This window comes from Sphingobium sp. B11D3A, assembly GCF_025961695.1.
Lineage (GTDB): Bacteria > Pseudomonadota > Alphaproteobacteria > Sphingomonadales > Sphingomonadaceae > Sphingobium.
Genome location: NZ_JAOQOE010000001.1, coordinates 246163 through 266401, shown reverse-complemented (window position 1 = coordinate 266401; position 20239 = coordinate 246163). Strand labels below are relative to the sequence as shown.

Below are 20239 nucleotides of genomic sequence, written 5' to 3'. Positions count from 1 at the left end.
TGATTAGCGCCCTTCGCCAGCCGTCGGCGTGCGCGCAGCCGGCGCTGCAGCGGCAGGCTGCTGCTGCTGCTGACCACCGGGCTGCCAGCCCTGCGGCGGCGTGATGCTGACGGACGGGACCAGCGCGTTGATCTCCTGCACGAGCAGACGGGTGACGTCCGCCGTGGGCTGGAAGGCTTCTGCGGCTTCCGCCTTCACCAGCAGGTCGATCTTGTTCTTGGTCATCACGTTGCGCATGGCCTCGGGCAGCTTGGCGCCGATCTGCTCGAGCACATAGGCGCGGGCGAGCTGGAGCGGCTGCTCGAGACGCTGCAGTTCGGCCTGCGCTTCCTGCGCGCGACGCTGCAACTCGTTATACTGGTTCTGCAGGGTGGTCTGCGTGGCAGCGGGCGGGTTCTGGCCAGCGGCCTGCGCTGCGGTCTGCAGCGCAGTCTGCTTCTGCTGAATCTCGGTCTGCAGCGCAGTGCGACGCGTGTTGATCTGGTCGATATTCGACTTGTAGGTCACCTGCATCTGCTGGCTGGCCGTGGTGGCCGCGCTCGACTGGCCAATCGCCTCGTCGATGTTGACGACGGCAATCGCCTGCTTGACCTGTGCGGAAACCGGCGCAGAAACGCTGAGGGCCGCGACCGATGCCGTTGCGAGCGCAACAGCGGAAAAGATGGAGTTACGCATCAGAATTGTGTCCCTATGTTGAAGGTTACAAGCTTGGTATCATCGCCGTCGACCTTCACCAGGGCCTTGGCGATATCGATCCGGAACGGACCGAAGGGCGAATTCCAGTTCACGCCGAAACCGACCGACACGCGCGGTTTGGGGCTGTCGCCGAGGAAGACTTCCTTGAAGCCGCCAATCGACGTTACGTAAGGCGTCGTACCGGAAGGACAGCTAGCGCCATCGGGAATGGACGAGAGCGAACTGGCGGTCGTGTCGGTCGCAGGCGTGATGCACTGCCTCAAGCCGCTGGCATCCCGGATGGGGAAATCGATGTTTTGGGGCAGGTCGATTAAGTTCGGACGACGGACGCCGAAGACGGCACCGGCATCGATGAACACTGACGGACGCAGGCCCATGTCACGCGCGCCGGCACCAAGCGGGATCTCGATCTCAAAGTGCGTAAGGTAGTAAGCGCGGCCGCCCAGAGCGTCGTCGGACCACTGGTCGCGATTTTCACTCAGTCCGATGACGTTATTATTCTCGTCGTACAGATAAGGCTTGCGCACGATGCGCGGCCCGACGCCGCGAATATCGAAACCGCGCAACTGCGGCTCACCCAGGAAGAAGCGATCGACGAGGCGGACGGGGTCGGAATTCGGCCCCGCGCCATCTTCGAACGAATGGATGTAGCCAGCCTCGCCCTTCACCGAGAAGATGAAGCCGCCGCCGAGCGGCCAGTATTTATCGGCAGAGAGACGGTTGCGCAGGTAACGAACGTTACCGCCCAGACCGGCAAAGTCCTGACTGAACGTGATGCTGTGCCCGCGCGTCGGACGGATGCGGTTGTCCCGCATGTCGTAGATCAACGAATAGCCGATCGACGACGTGGTGCGCTTGCCGATGGCATCGCACAGATACTGGCTTGCGCGCAGAGGGTCGCACTGGAAGTTGCCGGCCTGCTCACGGTCGGAGTAATAGTTGGCCTTGTCCAGCGTCACGTCCTCGAACGAGAGGCCATAGCGCAGCGCCAGCGAGAGATATTCGGTAATCGGCAGACCGGCCCGCAGCTGGAAGCCGGTGCGGACCTGGCTGTACAGCGTGTTGCGGTCATTACCGGACAGGTAGTTGAACGAGTTCGTATCCTGCCGGAAGATATCGCCGCCCAGCGCGATGTTCTTGTCCAGGAAGTAGGGCTCGGTGAAGCCGACGTTCACGGACTTTGAGTAGCTCGAATAATTGACCGAAGTGCGCAGTTCCTGGCCCATGCCGCGGAAGTTGCGCTGCGTGACCGATGCCGAGAGGATGAAGCGCTCAAGGCTCGAGAAACCAGCGGAAAGCTGAAGCTCACCGGTCGCCTTTTCCTCGACATTGGTTTCCAGCACGATGCGGTCGGGCGCGGAACCCGGCTTCTGGTCAATCTCCAGACGCTCCTGGAAGAAGCCCAGCGAGTTGATCCGGTCCTGCGAGCGGCGGACCTGGAACGTGTTGAACGCATCACCCTCGTGCAGACGGAACTCGCGGCGGATCACCTTGTCCTGCGTCAGCGTGTTGCCGTTGATATCGATCCGCTCGACATAGACGCGCGGCGCGTTGGCGATGCGGAAGGTGATGCCCATGGTGAGGTCTTCGCGGCTGCGATTGAACTCGGGCTGCACGTCGGCGAAAGCATAGCCGAACAGACCGGCGGTCTGGTTGAGCTGCTCGACCGTGTCTTCCACGGCCTTGGCGTTGTACCAGTCGCCCTTCTTCATCCGCAGCGAGCGGGACAGGCCCTCGGAACTGAGGTCGCGAATATCGCTCTGCACGGTCACGTCGCCGAACTTGTAGCGGTCGCCTTCCTCCACCACATAGGTGATGATGAAGTCCTGCTTGTTCGACGTCAGCTCGGCAACGGCCGACACGACGCGGAAATCGGCATAGCCCTGCGTCAGGTAGAACTGACGGACCTTCTGCTGGTCATAGGCCAGACGGTCGGGATCGTAGGTAGTGCCGGACGAGAAGACGCGGAACCAGCGCGACTGCTTGGTCGCCATCTCGCTGCGCAGCTGCCCATCGGAGAATTTGTCGTTGCCGATGATGTTGATCTGGCGGACCTTGGATTTCGGCCCTTCCGTGATCTCGTAGACGATGTCGACGCGGTTCTGGTCCAACTGCACCAGCTTGGGATCCACGACCGCCGCGAACCGGCCCTGGCGACGATACAGCTCGATGATCCGGGCGACGTCCGCACGCACCTTGGAGCGCGTGTAGATCTGCCGGGGCGCCATGCGGATTTCGGGAAGGATCTTGTCGTCCTTGAGGCGCTTATTGCCCTCCAGCACGATACGATTGATGACCGGGTTCTCGGTCACCTGGATGGTGAGCGCGCCCTGATTGTCGCGGATCTGCACATCCGAGAACAGTTCGCTGGCGTAAAGCTCGCGCAGCGCCTCGTCGAGCGTCTCGCGGGTGTATTTGTTGCCGATCCGCAGCTTGGTATAGGAGAGGACCGTGTCCCCCTCGAGGCGCTGGGCACCTTCCACCGTGATGGCGGAGATGGTGCGCTCTTCGGCGGTCACCGGCTGAACCGCAGGCGCGGAGGGCAGCGCGGGGGCCGGCTGCGCTGTGGCGCTTCCGGTGGCCTGTGCCATCGCCGGCACGGACCCGAAGCCCGCCAGGATGGTGCCACACAGGAGCAACGGCGCGAGGCGGCCCTGTGTCGATGAAATGCGTGCTGCTTCGCTCAAACTCAGATTCCTCGACATGTCCTGAATGCACTTCATCCGGGGAAGCCGCATCCGCGCTGCCTCCCCTGCCCCAACCCGATCAGCCAATCAAGCCGCTCAGCCCTCGCCAGACGCCAAACGACGCCAGATCGTTCAAAGTCACGAAGATCATCAGTCCCAGCAAAAGCGCGAGGCCCGACCGAAACGCCATTTCCTGAAAGCGTGGACTGACCGGCCTGCGCTGAATAGCTTCTATTCCGTAGAAGAACAAATGACCCCCGTCGAGCATGGGAATTGGCAAGAGATTGATGAACCCCAAGTTAATGGAGACCAGCGCAACGAAGGCAATCAGCGCCTCCGGCCCCAATGCCGCCTGCTCGCCGGAAATCTGCGCGATCTTAAGCGGCCCGCCCAGTTCATCGACTGAGCGTCGCCCGGTGACGATGTCGGCGAGGCCGCTCGCCATCATGCCGATCAGCTCGCCCGTGCGGCGCACGCCGACCCAGGGCGCCTCGAGCAACCCGACAGGGCGCGAAACCGATTCAAGGCTACGCACGCCGAGCGCGCCATAACGGAACTCGTTGCCGAATCGATCGACTTGAACGACCTCGCCGATCTTCACCGGAATCTGGCGCGCTGCCCCGCCACGCTCGACGGTGAGAGTGACCTCCTCGCCGGGCAGCTTGGTCACGATGATCTGGCGCAGCTCGCCAAACAGCTCCACCGGCTTGCCATCCACGCCGCGAATCTTGTCCCCGGACAGGATGCCGGCGCGGTCCGCCGCGGAATTGGCTTCCACCGCCGTCACGTCGGCCGGGGTGACATTCTCGCCATAGGCATAAGCAAAGCCGCCCAGAATGATCGCGGCGAACAGCAGATTGATAAGCGGCCCGGCCAGCACGATCAGCGCGCGCTTGCCGACCGACTTGGACTGGAAGGTGCGGTTGCGCTCATCCGGCGGCAGTTGCAGCCAGCTCGGGTCGGACTGGCTGGCCGCGTTCATGTCTCCGGCGAACTTGACGTAGCCGCCGAGCGGCAGCGCAGCGACGCGCCAGCGCGTGCCGCGCTTGTCATGCCAGGCGAAGACTTCCTTGCCGAAGCCGATGGAAAAGGTCTCGGCATGAACGCCGAACCAGCGGCCGACGAGATAATGTCCCAGCTCATGAACGAACACGAGCGGGCCGATGACCAGCAGGAACGCAAGAATTGTGAAGAAGAAACCGGGGTTATCGGTCAATTGATGAGCTCCGCCGTCAGCCGCTCGGCCATTGCACGCGCCGACCTGTCGATGGCCTGAACATCCTCGAGCGTGGCGATGCGGCCTGCATCGCTGCGGGCTAGCACGTCTTCGACGATCCGGCCAATATCAAGAAAGCCGATCCGCCCATCGAGGAACGCCCCGACGGCGATCTCATTCGCGGCATTGAGGACGGCAGGTGCGCCGCCGCCTGCCTGAATCGCCTCGCGCGCAAGGCGCAGCGCGGGGAAGCGCTCCTCATCGGGCGCCTCGAAATCGAGCCGGCCGAGTGTGGCCAGATCGAGCGGTTCGCAGGGCGTCTCCATGCGCTGCGGCCAGGCCAGCGCGCTGGCGATGGGGATGCGCATATCCGGGCAACCGAGCTGCGCAATCGTCGAGCGATCGCGATATTCGACCATCGAATGGATGACCGATTGCGGGTGAACGAGGATCGAGAAGCGCTCTAGCCCGATGGGGAAGAGGTGGTAGGCCTCGATCAGCTCCAGCCCCTTGTTCATCATCGTCGCGCTGTCGATGCTGATCTTGCGGCCCATCGACCAGTTGGGATGCTTGACGGCCTGCGCCGGCGTCACCGCGCGCATGGCCTCGCGGCCGAGTGTGCGGAACGGCCCGCCGCTGGCGGTGAGCGTGATCTTGCGCACGGCGTCGAGGCCGCCGCTTGCGAGGCACTGGAAGATCGCGTTGTGCTCGCTGTCCACCGGCAGCAGCGCGGCGCCACTGCGGGCGACCGCTGCCATCATGACGTCACCGGCCGAAACCAGCGCCTCCTTGTTAGCCAGCGCCACCGTCTTGCCCCCGGCGACCGCCGCGAGCGTGGGAGCCAGTCCCGCGCAGCCGACGATGGCGGCCATCGTCCAGTCTGCGCCCATTTGCGCCGCCTCGATCAGTGCCTCGCTGCCAGCGGCGACCTCGATGCCGCTACCGGCCAGCGCAGCCTTGAGCGCCCCATAGCGGCTCTCATTGGCGATGACGGCGCGGCGGGCGCTGTGCGTGACGGCGATCGCGGCGAGCTTGTCGACATCATCCCCGGCCGTCACGGCCAGAACCTCGAACGCCTCCGGCTCGCGCGCAATGAGATCGAGCGTGGAGGTGCCAACCGACCCGGTCGCGCCGAAGACGGAAACGGTGCGCGGCGCGATCATCCCAGCATTCCTCCTGCGCTGGCCAGAGAAGCCAGAATGGCGGCCAGCAGCAGGCCATCCACCCGGTCGAACATGCCGCCATGGCCGGGAATGAGATTGCCGCTATCCTTTACGCCCGCTCGGCGCTTCATCCAGCTCTCGAAAAAATCGCCGACCTGGGCCACCACCGCGATGGCCGCGCCGAGCAGGGCGCTGACCAGCACGAAACCGGGTTGAAGGCTCACACTGGCGACAATCGCCACCAGCAGCGCGGAGGCCGCCATGCCGCCGCCCAGACCAGCCCAGGTCTTGGACGGACTGATGGCTGGCGCGATTTTCGGTCCACCGATGGTCCGCCCGGCGAAATAGGCGCCCACATCCGTCGCGATGACGACGCCGATCAGCAGCCAGCGCGTCGCCGCGCCGAGAGACAGCAGCGCTAGCGCCGCGCCGCCAATATAGATCAACCCGAAGAGCAGCCAGAGTATCCGGGCGAGCGTGCCATCGGGAAAGCGCCGAACGAGGCCGCGCCATTCCCAGAAGACGAGCGCGCTCACCAGCGCCACCAGCAGGATCAGCACCGCGCCATCGGCCCATAGCGCGAGCCCGGCGCCGACCAGCAGCACGATCGCCGAGCCGGTGCGAACCGCCAGATCGGAACGAGGCGCGCGTTCCGCCATCATCGGCCTCCATACCGGCGTTCACGGCAGGCGTAGCTTTCCACCGCCGCTGCCAGCGCCGCCTCGTCGAAGTCCGGCCACAGCGTCTCGGTGAAATATAGTTCGGCATAAGCCGCCTGCCAGAGCAGGAAGTTGGAGAGGCGCACTTCGCCAGACGTGCGGATCAACAGATCGAGCGGCGGCAGATCGGCGGTGTCGAGCTGTGCCGCGATCAGGTCCGGCGTGATCGCCTCTGGCGCCAGCGTGCCGGCCTGCACCTGCTGGGCAAGAGCGCGCATGGCGCGAGCCAGTTCGTCCTGCGACCCATAATTGAGCGCCACCACCAGCGTGGACGCAGTGTTTCCGGCGGTGCGCGCTACGGCCGCATCGACCATGGCCGCCGCTTCCGGCTCGAAGGCATGGTGATTGCCGATGATCTTCAGCCGGATGCCAGCCTCGTGCAGATCGTCCACTTCCGAGCGGAGAAACTGCTTCATCAGGCCGGTCAGGTCGGCAATTTCATCCTCGGGCCGCTTCCAGTTTTCAGACGAGAAGGCGTAGAGCGTCACGCATTCGATGCCGAGCTTGGATGCAGCCCGCAGGGTACGACGCACGGCCTCGGCGCCGGCGCGATGACCCGCGACGCGCGGCAAGCGGCGCGCCTTCGCCCAGCGGCCATTGCCATCCATGATGATCGCGACATGGCGCGGCACCGCCCTTTCCCCGCCGGTCTGGGCGGGGGTCGGCGCGGCCTTGCGCGTCATCCTGGACCTCAAAAGGCTCATAAATGGCCCTGGCCTCTCCCTCGGCAGTCGAAGGACGGATTATTTGCCAAGGATTTCCTTTTCCTTCGCCTGCGCTGCCGCATCGATATCCGCTATGGTCGAATCGGTGAGCTTCTGCACGTCGGCTTCGGCGCGCTTGCGCTCGTCCTCGCTGATTTCGCCCTTCTTCTCGTCAGTCTTCAGATTGTCCATGCCATCGCGGCGGACGTTGCGGGCGGCGACGCGCGCCTTCTCGGCATATTGGCCGGCCAGCTTGGCGAGTTCCTTGCGGCGCTCTTCGGTCAGGTCTGGAATCGGCAGGCGGACATTCTGCCCGTCGACAATCGGGTTGAGGCCAAGGCCCGCCGAGCGGATCGCCTTGTCCACCGGGCCGACATTGGACTTGTCCCACACCTGCACGGAGAGCAGGCGCGGTTCCGGCGCGGAGACGGTCGCGACCTGGTTAAGCGGCATCTTGGCGCCGTACACCTCTACGGTGATGGGATCGAGCAGGCCCACATTGGCCCGGCCCGTGCGCAGCCCGTTCAGATCGTGCTGGAGCGCGTCGACGGCGCCTGCCATGCGGCGCTCCAGATCAGCCTTGTCATATTTTGCCATCTTGCCTCTCCGATGAACCTAGCGACCGCTGTCGACCAGGGTCGAAACACCCTCGCCGCGCAGCACGCGGGCAAGGTTGCCCTGCTCGCGAATGTTGAACACGATGATGGGAATGGCGTTATCGCGGCACAGCGCCACGGCGCTGGCATCCATCACCTTGAGATTTTGTGTGAGCACCTGATCGTAACTCACGCGATCGAAACGCTTTGCGGAGTCGACGAGCTTGGGGTCGGCATCATAAACGCCATCGACCGACGTGCCCTTGTAGAGCGCGTCGCAGCTCATTTCGGCCGCCCGTAGCGCCGCGCCGCTATCCGTCGTGAAATAGGGATTGCCCGTGCCGGCGGCGAAGATCACCACCCGGCCCTTCTCCAGATGCCGCTGAGCGCGGCGACGGATATAGGGTTCGCAAACGCTGGCCATGGGGATAGCGGACTGCACGCGCGTCGCGACGCCCAGATGCTCCAGCGCATCCTGCATGGCGAGGGCGTTCATCACGGTCGCCAGCATGCCCATATAATCGGCATTGGCGCGGTCCATGCCCTGCGCTGCGCCAGCCATGCCGCGGAAGATGTTGCCGCCCCCGATCACCAGACAGATCTCGAAGCCGAATTCCTTGGCTTCCTTCACTTCCCCGGCCACGCGCGCGACAGTGCCCGGATCGATGCCGAAGCTCTGAGCCCCCATCGCGGCCTCGCCCGAGAGCTTGATGAGAATGCGCTTGGGGGCGGTCGTGGTCATGAATGCCTAACAAATTCCAGAGACGGGAGCGGCGCGGACCTTAGTAAGCCCGCGCCGCCATGCCAAGCACCGAGCGCGCCCGGTGCGTAATAAATGAAGGAAAGGATCAGGCGCCGACGGCGGCTGCGACTTCTGCCGCAAAATCCTTCTCTTCTTTCTCGATGCCTTCGCCGAGCTGGAAGCGCACATAGTCCTTGAGGACGATGGTCGTGCCGGCATCCTTCGCGGCCTTGGCCACGACGTCCGCGATCGGCGTCTTGTTGTCCATCACGAAGATCTGCGAGAGCAGCGCCTGCTCCTTGGCGAACTTCGCCACGGCGCCGTCGACCATCTTGGCGACGATGTCGGCGGGCTTGCCCGACTCGGCAGCCTTCTCCGCCGCGATCTTGCGCTCGCGGTCGAGGATTTCGGACGGAATGTCCTCAGCCTTGAGCGCGACCGGGAAAGCCGCCGCGATGTGCATGGCGATCTGCTTGCCGAGCGGGGCGAGCACGTCGGCACCGGCCGGGCTTTCCAGCGCGACGAGCACGCCGATCTTGCCGAGCGAGGGCGCCACGGCGTTGTGCATGTAATCGATGACCAGCCCCTGATCGACCGACACAGCCTTCACGCGACGCAGCTGCTGGTTTTCGCCGATGGTGGCGACATTGGTCACCAGCGCATCGTTGATCGTGCCACCGGCCGGGTGCGGCGCGGCCAGCAGGGCCTCGGCATCGCCGATGGCGTTCTTGAGCGCCACGTCGCCGGCCGTGCGGACAAAGCCCTGGAACTGATCGTTCTTGGCGACGAAGTCCGTCTCGCTGTTCACTTCGACGGCAACGCCGCGCGTGCCATCGACAGCCACGACCACCAGGCCCTCGGCTGCGGTGCGGCTCGACTTCTTCTGCGCGGCGGCAAGGCCCTTGGCGCGCAGCCAGTCGACTGCGGCTTCCACGTCACCATTGGTTTCGGCAAGCGCCTTCTTGCAGTCCATCATGCCAGCGCCCGAGCGCTCGCGCAGTTCCTTGACGGCGGCTGCGGTAATCTCTGCCATGTCTCTTGTTCCTCAAATCTCGAATTCAATATTGCCAGATGTCAGGCGGGCGCCAGGATCGTTCCCGATCCGGCGCCCTGCCCGCACATTTTTGCGTGCGTTTGACGGCGCCGATCAGACCTGCGCGAGCGCTTCCTCAGCCGGCGGCTCGTCCATGGCGCCAAGGTCCATGCCAGATGCCGCGGCGGCGTTCTGGTTGCCGCGGGTCGCAGCCTGGGCCAGAGCCTCGCAATAGAGGCGGATGGCGCGGCTGGCGTCGTCATTGGCCGGAACCGGGAAGGCGATGCCCGACGGATCGACGTTCGAGTCGAGAACCGCGACCACCGGAATACCCAGCGTGTTGGCTTCCTTGATCGCCAGCTCTTCCTTGTTGACGTCGATGACGAACATCACGTCCGGAATGCCGCCCATGTCGCGGATGCCGCCGAGCGACAACTCGAGCTTGTCGCGCTCGCGCGTCATCTGGAGCACTTCCTTCTTGGTGAGGCCGTGGGTGTCACCCGACAGCTTCTCCTCAAGCGTCTTGAGGCGCTTGATCGAGCCGGAAATGGTCTTCCAGTTGGTGAGCATGCCGCCCAGCCAGCGGTGATTGACGAAGTGCTGACCCGAACGACGGGCGGCCTCGGCAATCGGCTCCTGCGCCTGGCGCTTGGTGCCGACGAACAGCACCTTGCCGCCAGCGGCGACCGTCGCGGACACGAAGTCCAGCGCGCGGGCGAAGAGGGGAACGGTCTGCGAGAGATCGAGAATGTGGATGCCGTTCCGCTCGCCGAAGATGTACGGCTTCATGCGGGGATTCCAGCGGTGCGTCTGGTGGCCGAAGTGCGCGCCGGCCTCGATCAATTGGTGCAGGGTGACGACGGGTGCCGCCATAATATATCTCCTTCCGGTTGAGCCTCTGGGATTCAGTGACCGCGAAGCGGCACCGGTATGTGGCGAATCCCATGTGGGTTAGACGCGCGCCCTTAGACCAAGCCCGACAGGAGCACAAGCCTGCACATCCCGCTTGACAGGCGGCGAGAACAAGAACAAATAGAGAACATCAAGCCATGGCGATGCTGTGGACACAGGAAAGGGACGACGATGTTCTATATTCTGGGATATGCCTTGTTTGCGGTTGCGGCGACTTTGGCGGCGACGATCATGGTCCATGAACTGCGGCTGCGCCATGGCGCGATGATGCGCGCTCTGCGGACGCTGGATCTGGAAGGTTGGACGCCCGAGCGGGCCGGGCAGCGGCAGACGGCACAGCCCGTCGCCGCGACGGGCCTCAGCCTTGCGATAGCGATGCAGCCACGAGCCGCCGCTTAACCCGAGCGTAGCTGACCAGCCCGACCGGCAGCAGCGCGATGTACGCCAGCGACAGCAGTAGCAAAGCGTGCCACGGGGCAACCATCAGGCTCGCGGCGAAGATGCCGGCCAGCAGAATGGCGAACAGGCGCCAGGCCGGCGGCACGCGGAGCCCCTTCCAGCCCAGCGTCGGCAGGCTGGAGATCATCAGGAACGCCGAAATGACGATCCACGGGGCGACAAGCCGCCAGTCGCGGAACACGTCCAATCCGGTGATGAACCAGGCATAGAGCGGCAGCAGGGCGATGCCGGCGCCCGCCGGGGCAGGTACGCCAGTGAGAAATCCCGCAGCCTTGCGCGGCTGATCGATGACATCGAGGCTGGCATTGAAGCGCGCGAGGCGCAGCGCGCAACTGAGCGCCAGCACCAGCGCGACGATCCAGCCAAAGCGGGGCATGGACTGCAGCGACCAGAGATAGACGAGAAGCGCTGGCGAGACGCCGAAGGCAATCGCATCCGAGAGCGAATCGAGTTCCGCGCCGAAGCGGCTGTCCGCCCGCAGCAGGCGCGCGACACGTCCGTCGACCCCATCGAGCACGCCGGCAAAGATGATCGCCGCGACGGCAAGCTGCCATTCACCGGAAATGCCATAGCGAATGGCGGTGAGACCAAAGCAGAGCGCCATCGCCGTAATGGCGTTCGGTGCAACCTGACGCAGCGTGATGCCGCGGCTCATCCGGGCGATGGGACGCGGTCGCGCCATTATATCAAATCCGAAACAGGCGCGGGGCCGCCAATGGGCGCGCCAAGCGAGCGAGGCCTCATTGCAGCACAGCCGTGGCGGACTGGTTCTCGCCCAGATGCGCCAGGATCGTTTCGCCGGCGACGGTATGCGTGCCAAGCGCGACCTGCGGCGCCGTGCCGGCAGGGAGATAGACGTCCACGCGGCTGCCGAAGCGGATCAACCCGACGCGCTGGCCTGCCGCGACGATATCGCCGCGCTTGACGAAAGGAACGATCCGCCGCGCGACCAGCCCAGCGATCTGCGTGAAGCCCACCCGCACGCCATCGCTGCGCTCGACCAGAATGTGCTGGCGCTCATTGTCTTCGCTGGCCTTGTCCAGGTCCGCATTGACGAACTTGCCACTGATATAGACGACATCCTTGATGGTGCCGCTGATCGGGGTGCGATTGATGTGGACGTCGAACACGCTCATGAAGATAGAAACCCGTGTCATGGGTTCGGTTCCAAGCTTGTCTGGTCCGAGCATCTCCGGCGGGGGCGGAACGACCTGAATCAGGGTCACCAGGCCATCCGCCGGCGCGATGATCGCGCGCTCATCCTGCGGCACGGCGCGGATGGGATCACGGAAGAAGGCGAACACCCAAAGCGTCACGCCGACCATCAGCCAGGCCAGGATCGACCAGCCCATCAAGGCAAAAATGAGGGTAATCGCAGCGGCAATCGCCCCAAAGCGCCGCCCCTCCGGGTGAACCGATGGAAAACTCCACTTGACGCTTGTCCGTGAAGGCGCGACCGGCTGCGTGCCCGAAAATTCTGTTGTCATGGGCTCTGTTTAGGGTGAGCCGCCGCCCGGCACAATCCCCGCCGGCCCAAACAGGCCTGCCACGCGGCATAAATCGCCCGACATCAGCCTCTCATGCGTGGCTAGGGCAGTTGATCATCGCCGCGACCTTCCCTAGAGGCATGCTGAAAGGCCCTGCCGCGCGCGTTCGCGGCGGCCCCAGCGACATCGAACAGGGAACATGGCACGCATGAGCAAGATCAAGGTGAAAAATCCGATCGTCGAGATCGACGGCGATGAGATGACCCGGATCATCTGGGAATGGATCCGCGAGCGGCTCATCAAGCCTTATGTCGACGTCGACCTTCACTATTATGATCTCAGCGTCGAAGAGCGTGACCGCACCAACGACCAGATCACCATCGATTCCGCCGAGGCAATCAAAAAGTACGGCGTCGGCGTGAAGTGCGCCACGATCACGCCGGACGAGGCGCGCGTCGAGGAGTTCAAACTCAAACAGATGTGGAAGTCGCCGAACGGCACGATCCGCAACATTCTGGGCGGCGTCGTGTTCCGCGAGCCGATCGTCATCAAGAACGTGCCCCGCCTGGTGCCCGGTTGGACCGACCCGATCGTGATCGGCCGTCATGCCTTTGGCGATCAATATCGCGCCACCGACTTCCTCGTGCCCGGTCCCGGCAAGCTGCGTCTGGTGTTCGAAGGCGACGATGGCAAGGTGATCGACCGTGAAGTCTTCCAGTTCCCCGGCTCGGGCGTCGCCATGTCGATGTACAATCTCGACCAGTCGATCATCGATTTCGCCCGCGCATCCATGAACTATGCGCTCGACCGCAAGTGGCCGCTGTACCTCTCCACCAAGAATACGATCATCAAGGCCTATGACGGCCGTTTCAAGGATCTGTTCCAGGACGTTTTCGACCGTGAATTCAAGGACAAGTACGCGGCTGCTGGCATCGAATATCAGCACCGCCTGATCGACGACATGGTCGCGGCCGCACTCAAGTGGAGCGGCAAGTTCGTATGGGCGTGCAAGAATTATGACGGCGACGTCCAGTCGGACACCGTGGCGCAAGGCTTCGGTTCGCTCGGCCTGATGACCTCCGTCCTCATGTCGCCCGACGGCAAGACGGTCGAGGCCGAAGCCGCGCATGGCACCGTGACCCGTCACTATCGTCAGCACCAGCAGGGCAAGGCGACCTCGACCAACCCGATCGCCTCGATCTTCGCGTGGACCGGTGGCCTCAAGTTCCGCGGCAAGTTCGACGAGACGCCGGACGTCGTCCGCTTTGCCGAGACGCTGGAGCGCGTCTGCGTGCAGACGGTGGAAAATGGCGAAATGACCAAGGACCTCGCGATCCTCATCGGGCCGAATCAGGCCTGGATGACCACCGAGCAGTTCTTCGAGGCGATCCGCCGGAACCTCGAAGCTGAAATGAGCAACTGGTCCTAAGGACCTGAAGGGGGCGCTTCGATGGGGTCAACCACGCTCGAAGCGCCCTCCTCCCTCCCTGCGGTACGCCCGCACCCTGGCCTCCCGCCCACTCGCCCGAGCGGACTGATCCGATGATCCACGGCACGTTCGGCAGCCAGACCTTCAACGAGGCGCTGGTCATTCTCGGCGCGGCAGGCCTCGTGATCCCCGCCTTCGCGCGCTTCCGCATCAGCCCGATCATCGGCTTCATTCTCGTCGGCCTGCTGGTTGGCCCCTTCGGCCTCGGCCGGTTCGTCAGCGCTTATCCGGCGCTCGCCCATGTGACGATCTCGCGGGAATCGGCGATCACCGCCTTTGCCGAACTCGGCATCGTCATGCTGCTCTTCTCCATCGGCCTGGAACTGTCGTTCAAACGCCTGTGGTCGATGCGCAAATTCGTCTTCGGCATCGGTGCGGCGGAACTGCTCGGCAGCGCCACGCTGATCGGTGGCGGGATGCTGCTGCTGGGCAGCAGCCTGTATGCCGCCATCGGCCTGGGCCTCGCTCTCTCCCTCTCCTCGACGGCGCTGGTCATGCCGATTGCCGGCACCCATTCGGCGGTCGGCAAATCCGCGTTCGGCATGTTGCTCTTTGAGGATTTGGCGCTTGTGCCGATCGTCTTCGCGCTTGGTGCCATGGCGCCCAATGTCGCGGACGATGGCTGGGAAAATCTTGCTACCGTCCTGCTGACCGGCGGTCTCGCCGTCCTCGCCTTGCTGATCGGCGGGCGCTTCATGCTCCCCCGCCTCTTCGCACAGGCGGCGCGGGCCAAGCGACCCGAAGTCTTTCTGGCGGCAAGCCTGCTTGTGGTAATGGTCTCCAGCCTGCTCACCACCGCTGCCGGTCTCTCGCCCATCGTCGGCGCGCTGGTCGCGGGCATTCTGATCGCGGAAACCGACTATCACGGCCAGGTCGAGGGCATGACCGAGCCGTTCAAGGGCCTGGCACTGGGCGTCTTCCTGATCACCGTGGGCATGGCGATCGATCCGGTCGCCCTGGTCGCGCAATGGGATGGGTTGCTGCTCGCGATCACCGGCGTGGTTCTCGCGAAGGTGGCGGTGACCAGCCTGCTGCTGCTGCTTGCGGGCGCGCGGCGTGGGGTGGCGCTGGAAACCGGCATCCTGATGGGCAGCCCCTCGGAAACGACACTCATCGTGCTGGCGAGCGCCGTGACGGCCAATCTCATCAGCCCCGGCACGGCGGCGTTCTGGCAAATGGCCACCGCCATCGGCCTCACCCTCACCCCCATCCTCGCCAAATTCGGGCATCGCATGGCCCGGCGGGTCGAACGGGATGCGCTGGAGCCGGACAGCACCGACACTGACGACAATGCGCGCGCCGCCATCATCCTCGGCTTCGGCCGCGTTGGCCGCACCGTCGCGGATCTCCTGCGCGTGCATGAGGTGCCCTATGTGGCGGTGGAGAACGATATCGATATCGTCGCGCAGGCCCGGGCGGAGGGCTACACCGTCCAGTTCGGCGATGTGTCGCGCCCGGACACGCTCGATCGCCTGAGACTCGGGCGCGCGCAGGCGCTCATCATCACCATGGACGACCCGGTGCTGGCGATGCGCGTCACTAATCGCGTGCGGGGCTGGCTGGACGATCTGCCAATCATCGTGCGGGCGCGGGACACCACCCACGCCGCGCAACTCTATCGGGCCGGCGCAAGCGACGCGGTGCCGGAGACGCTGGAAAGCTCACTGCACCTGGCCGAGACCGCGCTGGTGGACCTCGGCCTGCCCATGGGGCCGGTAATCGCGTCCGTGCACCAAAAGCGCGAAGACCTGCAGAATGAGATCAAGGCGGCGGCGGAACTCGACGTCGCGCCGCGGCTGCGGAGCCGGCGGCTGGGGGAAGCGAACGGTCCTGCCTGAGCCCTACTCGCCGCTAGCGCGGCTCGTGCTCGGTTCCGCTGCCCGGGGTGATGAACAGCAGTTCCACCTCTCCGGCCGCATCCGCCGTGTGCCAGACATTGGCGGGGTTGATCGCATAGTCGCCGGCGGAGAGTGCAACATGGGTTTCCGTGCCATCGTCCGCGCGCTGCCGAAGCGTCACGGCGCCGGCGATGCAATAGACGATTTCTTCGCCGAGCGGATGCCGCTCCCACATCGACCAATTGCTGCTGAAACGATAGGCGCTGACCAGGCGGCCATCTGCGCCATCGCCGCCATGGCGGGCATCATAGGAGGCATACCATGCCGGATCGGAGGTCATGGCCGGCTGTGCCACGGCCTTGCCGCCCCGCGCGAGGTGTATGGGATAGGTAATGAGCGACTTCGGCGTCATGGATCGTCTCCCACACAGGAGCCGGCCGGACCGAGAGGTCTGCCCTCCCCCGTTCAGCGCCCCGTTAGCCCTGCGCGATGCGCGCCTTGATCGCCTCGATCGCCGCCGGTGCAGCCGAACCGTCCGGACCGCCACCCTGCGCCATATCCGGGCGACCGCCGCCACCCTGCCCGCCCAGCGCAGCCACGCCGAGACGAACCAGATCGACAGCGCTGAACGTGCCGGTCAGATCGTCGGTCACGCCGGCCGCGATGCTCGCGCGCCCGTCATTCACCGCGATGACGACGGCGATGCCGCTGGCAAGCCGGCCCTTGGCGTCATCCACCAGACCGCGCAGCCCCTTGGGGTCGAGCCCATCGAATTGCTGGGCGAGAACCTTGTAGCCATTGACGATCTCGGGCGCAGCCTCAGCCGAAGCGCCGCCGCCCGATGCGCCGGCCAGTGCGAGCGCCTTCTTGGCTTCGGCCAGCTCGCGCTCCAGCTTGCGGCTCTGTTCGGCCAGCGCGGCCACGCGGGCCGTTGCGTCCTCGGGCGTCGTCCGCAAGGTCGTGGCGATGGCGCGCAATTGCTCGTCGCGCTGCGTGAGCCACAGGCGCGCGGCCTCCCCGGTCAGCGCCTCGATCCGGCGGACACCGCTGGCAACCGCGCTTTCGCCCACGATCTTGAAGAGCGCGATGTCGCCCAGCGCGCGCACATGAGTGCCGCCGCACAGCTCGACCGAATAGGTGCCCTCGTCGCCCGTGCCCATGGAGAGCACGCGCACTTCGTCGCCATATTTCTCACCGAACAGAGCCATGGCGCCGGCAGCAATTGCGTCGTCCGGCGACATGAGGCGCGTGCTGACCTCGGCATTGCCGCGAATCTGCGCGTTCACATCGGCCTCGACCCGCGCGATCTGCGCCGGGGTGAGCGCCTCGGGATGCGAGAAGTCGAAGCGCAGCCGGTCTTCCGCGACGAGGCTGCCCTTCTGGGTCACATGCGGGCCGAGCGTCTTGCGGAGCGCGGCGTGCAACAGGTGCGTGGCGCTGTGATTGGCGCGCACGCGCGCGCGGCGGGCGGCATCGACCTCCATGTGGACGATATCGCCAATGGCGATTCGCCCGGCCTCGATGCTCGCCTGATGGGCGTGAAGACGGCCCAGGGGCTTGGCGGTGTCCGAGACGGTCGCAGACAGCCCATCTGACTTGCTGATCCGACCGGTATCGCCTGCCTGGCCGCCGCTCTCACCATAAAAGGGCGTCTGATTGGTGACGATGGTCACGCTCTCGCCGGCCTGCGCCTGCTCGACGCGAGCACCATCCCTGACCAGCGCGACGACGCGACCCTCACCGGCTTCGCTCAAATAGCCGGTGAACTCGGTCGAGCCCTCGCTCTCGGCAATATCGAACCAGACGTCTTCCGATGCCTTCTGGCCAGAGCCTTTCCAAGCGGCGCGCGCGGCGGCCTTTTGGGCAGCCATGGCCGCGTCGAAGCCGGAGCGGTCGACGGTGAGGCCCTGGGCGCGCAGCGCGTCTTCGGTCAGATCGTAAGGGAAGCCGTAGGTGTCATAGAGCTTGAACGCGGTGTCACCGGGCAGCGTCGCGCCTGTCGGCAGCCCGGCCACGGCTTCATCCAGCAGCTTGAGCCCCTTGTCGAGCGTCTGCCGGAAGCGGGTTTCCTCGCGCAGCAGCGTTTCCTCAATCAGCGGCTGGGCGCGGATCAATTCCGGGAAGGCCGCGCCCATTTCCGCGCTGAGACCGCCAACCAGGCGGTGCATCAGCGGCTCGGCGGCGCCCAGCAGATGCGCATGACGCATGGCGCGGCGCATGATCCGCCGCAGCACATAACCGCGCCCCTCATTGGCCGGCAGCACGCCATCGGCAATCAGGAAGCCCGCCGAACGCAAATGGTCGGCAATGACGCGGTGGCTGGCGGCCTGCTCGCCTTTTGCCGACGTCTTGGTCAGCGTGGCGGACAGATCGATCAGAGCCCGGAACTGGTCGGTATCGAAGACGCTATGCACGCCCTGAATGACCGTAGCCGCGCGTTCGAGGCCCATGCCGGTGTCGATGGAGGGACGTGGCAAATCGCCGACGATTTCGCCGCCCAGCTGCTCGAACTGCATGAAGACGAGATTCCAGATCTCGACGAACCGATCGCCATCTTCATCGGGCGAACCCGGAGGCCCACCGGGCACATCCGGACCATGATCGTAGAAGATCTCGGAACAGGGGCCGCATGGGCCATCATCGCCCATCGACCAGAAATTGTCTTTGGTCGCGATGCGGATGATGCGCTCGTCCGGAAGGCCGATCTTCTTCCAGTAACCGAAGGCCTCGTCATCGGTGTGATAGACCGTGACCAGCAGCCGGTCCTTGGGCAGGCCGAGTTCGCGCGTGACGAACGTCCACGCCAGCTCGATGGCGCGTTCCTTGAAATAATCGCCGAACGAGAAATTGCCGAGCATCTCGAAGAAGGTGAGGTGCCGCGCGGTGTAGCCGACATTATCGAGATCGTTGTGCTTGCCGCCCGCCCGCACGCACTTCTGCGAGGAGGTGGCCGTCTTGTAGGGACGACTCTCAAGTCCGGTGAACACATTCTTGAACGGCACCATGCCCGCGTTCACGAACATGAGCGTGGGATCGTTATTGGGCACGAGCGGCGCGGAAGGCACGATCTCATGACCATTGGCCCCGAAATAATCGAGGAACGCGCGGCGGATATCGTTGGTCGACGTCATGGACGAGCGATTAGGGGAAGCCGCAGCCGCCGACAAGCGGTGAGTGAACGGAAAATCGCGACCAAACTCCAATCGTCAGTCGCAAGCGCAGCTTCACGATCGCTCGAACTGCACAGCGCGCTACTCATGCGACGCCACCGCAGACGACGACCTGACCGTGCTTGTGCACGATCAGGCCGCCCGAAAAATCAATCCTCGCTTGCCTCGTCACTGTCCGGCCCGGTCATCATGCCCTCGGCCACAGCCTCGGTGCGCGCGCGGATGGTGCGCTCCAGCTTGTCCATCATTTCGGGATTTTCGCGCAGGAAGTTCTTGGCGTTCTCACGCCCCTGCCCGATCCGGACGGAATCATAGGAGAACCACGCACCCGACTTCTCGACCACGCCGGCCTTGACGCCCAGGTCCAGAATCTCGCCGACCTTGGAAATGCCTTCACCGTACATGATGTCGAACTCGACCTGCTTGAACGGCGGCGCGACCTTGTTCTTGACCACCTTCACGCGCGTGGCGTTGCCGACGATATCGTCACGATCCTTGATCTGGCCGGTCCGGCGAATGTCGAGACGAACAGAGGCGTAGAACTTCAGGGCATTGCCGCCCGTGGTCGTCTCCGGATTGCCGTACATCACGCCGATCTTCATGCGCAGCTGGTTGATGAAGATCACCATGCAGCGCGAGCGGCTGATCGAGCCGGTCAGCTTGCGCAGCGATTGCGACATGAGCCGCGCCTGCAGGCCGACATGGCTATCGCCCATCTCACCCTCGATCTCGGCGCGGGGCACCAGCGCGGCGACCGAATCGACCACCAGCACGTCGATGGCGTTGGAGCGCACCAGCGTATCGGTGATCTCCAGGGCCTGCTCGCCGGTATCCGGCTGCGAGACGATCAACTCATCGATGTTCACGCCCAGCTTGCGGGCATAGACTGGATCGAGCGCATGTTCGGCGTCGATAAACGCTGCCGTGCCGCCGGTCTTCTGCGCCTCGGCGATCACATGGAGCGCCAGCGTGGTCTTGCCCGAGCTTTCCGGGCCATAGACCTCGATCACGCGACCGCGCGGCAGGCCGCCGACGCCAAGCGCGATATCAAGGCCCAGACTGCCTGTGGAAATCGCCTCGACCTGCATCGCCTCCTTGGAGCCCAGCTTCATCGCCGAGCCCTTGCCGAAGGCGCGATCGATCTGCGCCAGTGCTGCTTCGAGTGCTTTCTGCCGTTCCATGGTTCCCACGTTCTTCTCGCCGTCGATAAGCTTCAAGCTCGCCGTCATGTGCCTGCTCCCCATGGAAGTCAAATCCTCGTGAACCGAAAGTCACAAGAGCCATGTATCCTATTTGTTCTTGCGGAACAAGAGGGGAACGAAATTTAA

The 20239-nt window shown here is 64.5% G+C and carries 18 protein-coding genes; 3 read left to right on the top strand and 15 right to left on the bottom strand.

The window, feature by feature from the left end:
- Positions 1 to 3: 3 nt before the first annotated feature.
- The 10 genes from M2332_RS01300 to rpsB all read right to left on the bottom strand — a co-directional run bounded on the left by M2332_RS01300 (position 4) and on the right by rpsB (position 10429).
- Complete coding sequence (locus tag M2332_RS01300; RefSeq protein WP_264572649.1) at positions 4 to 675, bottom strand: OmpH family outer membrane protein; 672 nt, start codon at positions 673 to 675, stop codon at positions 4 to 6.
- Positions 675 to 3287 carry an outer membrane protein assembly factor BamA gene (gene bamA / locus M2332_RS01295; protein ID WP_413715972.1) on the bottom strand — a complete coding sequence of 871 codons (2613 nt, stop codon included), beginning with the start codon at positions 3285 to 3287 and terminating at the stop codon, positions 675 to 677. Before bamA ends, M2332_RS01300 begins: the two co-directional genes overlap by 1 nt.
- Positions 3288 to 3462: 175 nt before the next feature.
- Positions 3463 to 4599 carry a M50 family metallopeptidase gene (locus tag M2332_RS01290; protein WP_264570126.1) on the bottom strand — a complete coding sequence of 379 codons (1137 nt, stop codon included), beginning with the start codon at positions 4597 to 4599 and terminating at the stop codon, positions 3463 to 3465.
- Positions 4596 to 5762, bottom strand: coding sequence for a 1-deoxy-D-xylulose-5-phosphate reductoisomerase (locus tag M2332_RS01285; RefSeq protein ID WP_264572648.1), 1167 nt, complete (start codon positions 5760 to 5762; stop codon positions 4596 to 4598). The genes M2332_RS01290 and M2332_RS01285 overlap by 4 nt, the downstream gene beginning before the upstream one ends.
- Positions 5759 to 6424, bottom strand: coding sequence for a phosphatidate cytidylyltransferase (locus M2332_RS01280; protein ID WP_264572647.1), 666 nt, complete (start codon positions 6422 to 6424; stop codon positions 5759 to 5761). Before M2332_RS01280 ends, M2332_RS01285 begins: the two co-directional genes overlap by 4 nt.
- A complete protein-coding gene (locus tag M2332_RS01275; RefSeq protein ID WP_264572646.1) occupies positions 6421 to 7164 on the bottom strand; it encodes an isoprenyl transferase in 744 nt (247 codons plus the stop codon). Before M2332_RS01275 ends, M2332_RS01280 begins: the two co-directional genes overlap by 4 nt.
- A 60-nt stretch (positions 7165 to 7224) precedes the next feature.
- Positions 7225 to 7782 carry a ribosome recycling factor gene (gene frr / locus M2332_RS01270; RefSeq protein WP_264570122.1) on the bottom strand — a complete coding sequence of 186 codons (558 nt, stop codon included), beginning with the start codon at positions 7780 to 7782 and terminating at the stop codon, positions 7225 to 7227.
- Positions 7783 to 7800: 18 nt separating this feature from the next.
- Positions 7801 to 8523, bottom strand: a complete 723-nt coding sequence (gene pyrH, locus M2332_RS01265; protein WP_264570121.1) for a UMP kinase — start codon at positions 8521 to 8523, stop codon at positions 7801 to 7803.
- Positions 8524 to 8629: 106 nt separating this feature from the next.
- A complete protein-coding gene (tsf, locus tag M2332_RS01260; protein WP_264570120.1) occupies positions 8630 to 9556 on the bottom strand; it encodes a translation elongation factor Ts in 927 nt (308 codons plus the stop codon).
- Positions 9557 to 9670: 114 nt separating this feature from the next.
- Positions 9671 to 10429 carry a 30S ribosomal protein S2 gene (gene rpsB, locus M2332_RS01255; protein WP_264572645.1) on the bottom strand — a complete coding sequence of 253 codons (759 nt, stop codon included), beginning with the start codon at positions 10427 to 10429 and terminating at the stop codon, positions 9671 to 9673.
- A gap of 210 nt (positions 10430 to 10639) precedes the next feature.
- Between rpsB and M2332_RS01250 the strand changes: the two genes are divergently transcribed.
- Positions 10640 to 10867 (top strand): hypothetical protein, encoded by a 228-nt coding sequence (locus M2332_RS01250; RefSeq protein ID WP_264572644.1) that lies wholly within the window; start codon positions 10640 to 10642, stop codon positions 10865 to 10867.
- On the opposite strand, the gene M2332_RS01245 is transcribed toward M2332_RS01250, so the two are convergent.
- The gene (locus M2332_RS01245; protein WP_181559452.1) at positions 10827 to 11609 is read right to left on the bottom strand and encodes a CDP-alcohol phosphatidyltransferase family protein; all 783 of its coding nucleotides are present in this window, start codon (positions 11607 to 11609) and stop codon (positions 10827 to 10829) included. The genes M2332_RS01250 and M2332_RS01245 overlap by 41 nt on opposite strands.
- 58 nt (positions 11610 to 11667) lie before the next feature.
- Positions 11668 to 12414, bottom strand: coding sequence for a phosphatidylserine decarboxylase (locus M2332_RS01240; protein WP_264570117.1), 747 nt, complete (start codon positions 12412 to 12414; stop codon positions 11668 to 11670).
- 208 nt (positions 12415 to 12622) lie between these two features.
- Between M2332_RS01240 and M2332_RS01235 the strand changes: the two genes are divergently transcribed.
- A complete protein-coding gene (locus M2332_RS01235; RefSeq protein WP_264572643.1) occupies positions 12623 to 13843 on the top strand; it encodes an NADP-dependent isocitrate dehydrogenase in 1221 nt (406 codons plus the stop codon).
- 113 nt (positions 13844 to 13956) lie between these two features.
- Positions 13957 to 15741 (top strand): cation:proton antiporter, encoded by a 1785-nt coding sequence (locus tag M2332_RS01230; RefSeq protein ID WP_264572642.1) that lies wholly within the window; start codon positions 13957 to 13959, stop codon positions 15739 to 15741.
- A 13-nt stretch (positions 15742 to 15754) separates the two neighbouring features.
- Here M2332_RS01230 and M2332_RS01225 read toward each other — a convergent pair whose 3' ends face one another.
- The 3 genes from M2332_RS01225 to recA all read right to left on the bottom strand — a co-directional run bounded on the left by M2332_RS01225 (position 15755) and on the right by recA (position 20140).
- The gene (locus M2332_RS01225; RefSeq protein WP_264572641.1) at positions 15755 to 16153 is read right to left on the bottom strand and encodes a cupin domain-containing protein; all 399 of its coding nucleotides are present in this window, start codon (positions 16151 to 16153) and stop codon (positions 15755 to 15757) included.
- A 64-nt stretch (positions 16154 to 16217) separates the two neighbouring features.
- On the bottom strand, positions 16218 to 18872 hold the full coding sequence (gene alaS, locus M2332_RS01220) for an alanine--tRNA ligase (RefSeq protein WP_264572640.1): 2655 nt from the start codon (positions 18870 to 18872) through the stop codon (positions 16218 to 16220).
- Between the two features lie 188 nt (positions 18873 to 19060).
- Positions 19061 to 20140 (bottom strand): recombinase RecA, encoded by a 1080-nt coding sequence (gene recA / locus M2332_RS01215; RefSeq protein WP_181559446.1) that lies wholly within the window; start codon positions 20138 to 20140, stop codon positions 19061 to 19063.
- Positions 20141 to 20239: the final 99 nt, after the last annotated feature.

Bases quoted from the DNA above. Each gene is read 5' to 3' on its own strand.
- tsf (WP_264570120.1), bottom strand. From the start codon at position 9,556: ATGGCAGAGATTACCGCAGCCGCCGTCAAGGAACTGCGCGAGCGCTCG.
- M2332_RS01235 (WP_264572643.1), top strand. From the start codon at position 12,623: ATGAGCAAGATCAAGGTGAAAAATCCGATCGTCGAGATCGACGGCGAT.
- M2332_RS01225 (WP_264572641.1), bottom strand. From the start codon at position 16,153: ATGACGCCGAAGTCGCTCATTACCTATCCCATACACCTCGCGCGGGGC.
- pyrH (WP_264570121.1), bottom strand. From the start codon at position 8,523: ATGACCACGACCGCCCCCAAGCGCATTCTCATCAAGCTCTCGGGCGAG.
- recA (WP_181559446.1), bottom strand. From the start codon at position 20,140: ATGACGGCGAGCTTGAAGCTTATCGACGGCGAGAAGAACGTGGGAACC.
- M2332_RS01300 (WP_264572649.1), bottom strand. From the start codon at position 675: ATGCGTAACTCCATCTTTTCCGCTGTTGCGCTCGCAACGGCATCGGTC.
- M2332_RS01245 (WP_181559452.1), bottom strand. From the start codon at position 11,609: ATGGCGCGACCGCGTCCCATCGCCCGGATGAGCCGCGGCATCACGCTG.
- frr (WP_264570122.1), bottom strand. From the start codon at position 7,782: ATGGCAAAATATGACAAGGCTGATCTGGAGCGCCGCATGGCAGGCGCC.
- M2332_RS01285 (WP_264572648.1), bottom strand. From the start codon at position 5,762: ATGATCGCGCCGCGCACCGTTTCCGTCTTCGGCGCGACCGGGTCGGTT.
- M2332_RS01250 (WP_264572644.1), top strand. From the start codon at position 10,640: ATGTTCTATATTCTGGGATATGCCTTGTTTGCGGTTGCGGCGACTTTG.
- M2332_RS01240 (WP_264570117.1), bottom strand. From the start codon at position 12,414: ATGACAACAGAATTTTCGGGCACGCAGCCGGTCGCGCCTTCACGGACA.
- alaS (WP_264572640.1), bottom strand. From the start codon at position 18,872: ATGACGTCGACCAACGATATCCGCCGCGCGTTCCTCGATTATTTCGGG.
- bamA (WP_413715972.1), bottom strand. From the start codon at position 3,287: ATGGCACAGGCCACCGGAAGCGCCACAGCGCAGCCGGCCCCCGCGCTG.
- M2332_RS01230 (WP_264572642.1), top strand. From the start codon at position 13,957: ATGATCCACGGCACGTTCGGCAGCCAGACCTTCAACGAGGCGCTGGTC.
- M2332_RS01280 (WP_264572647.1), bottom strand. From the start codon at position 6,424: ATGATGGCGGAACGCGCGCCTCGTTCCGATCTGGCGGTTCGCACCGGC.
- rpsB (WP_264572645.1), bottom strand. From the start codon at position 10,429: ATGGCGGCACCCGTCGTCACCCTGCACCAATTGATCGAGGCCGGCGCG.
- M2332_RS01275 (WP_264572646.1), bottom strand. From the start codon at position 7,164: ATGACGCGCAAGGCCGCGCCGACCCCCGCCCAGACCGGCGGGGAAAGG.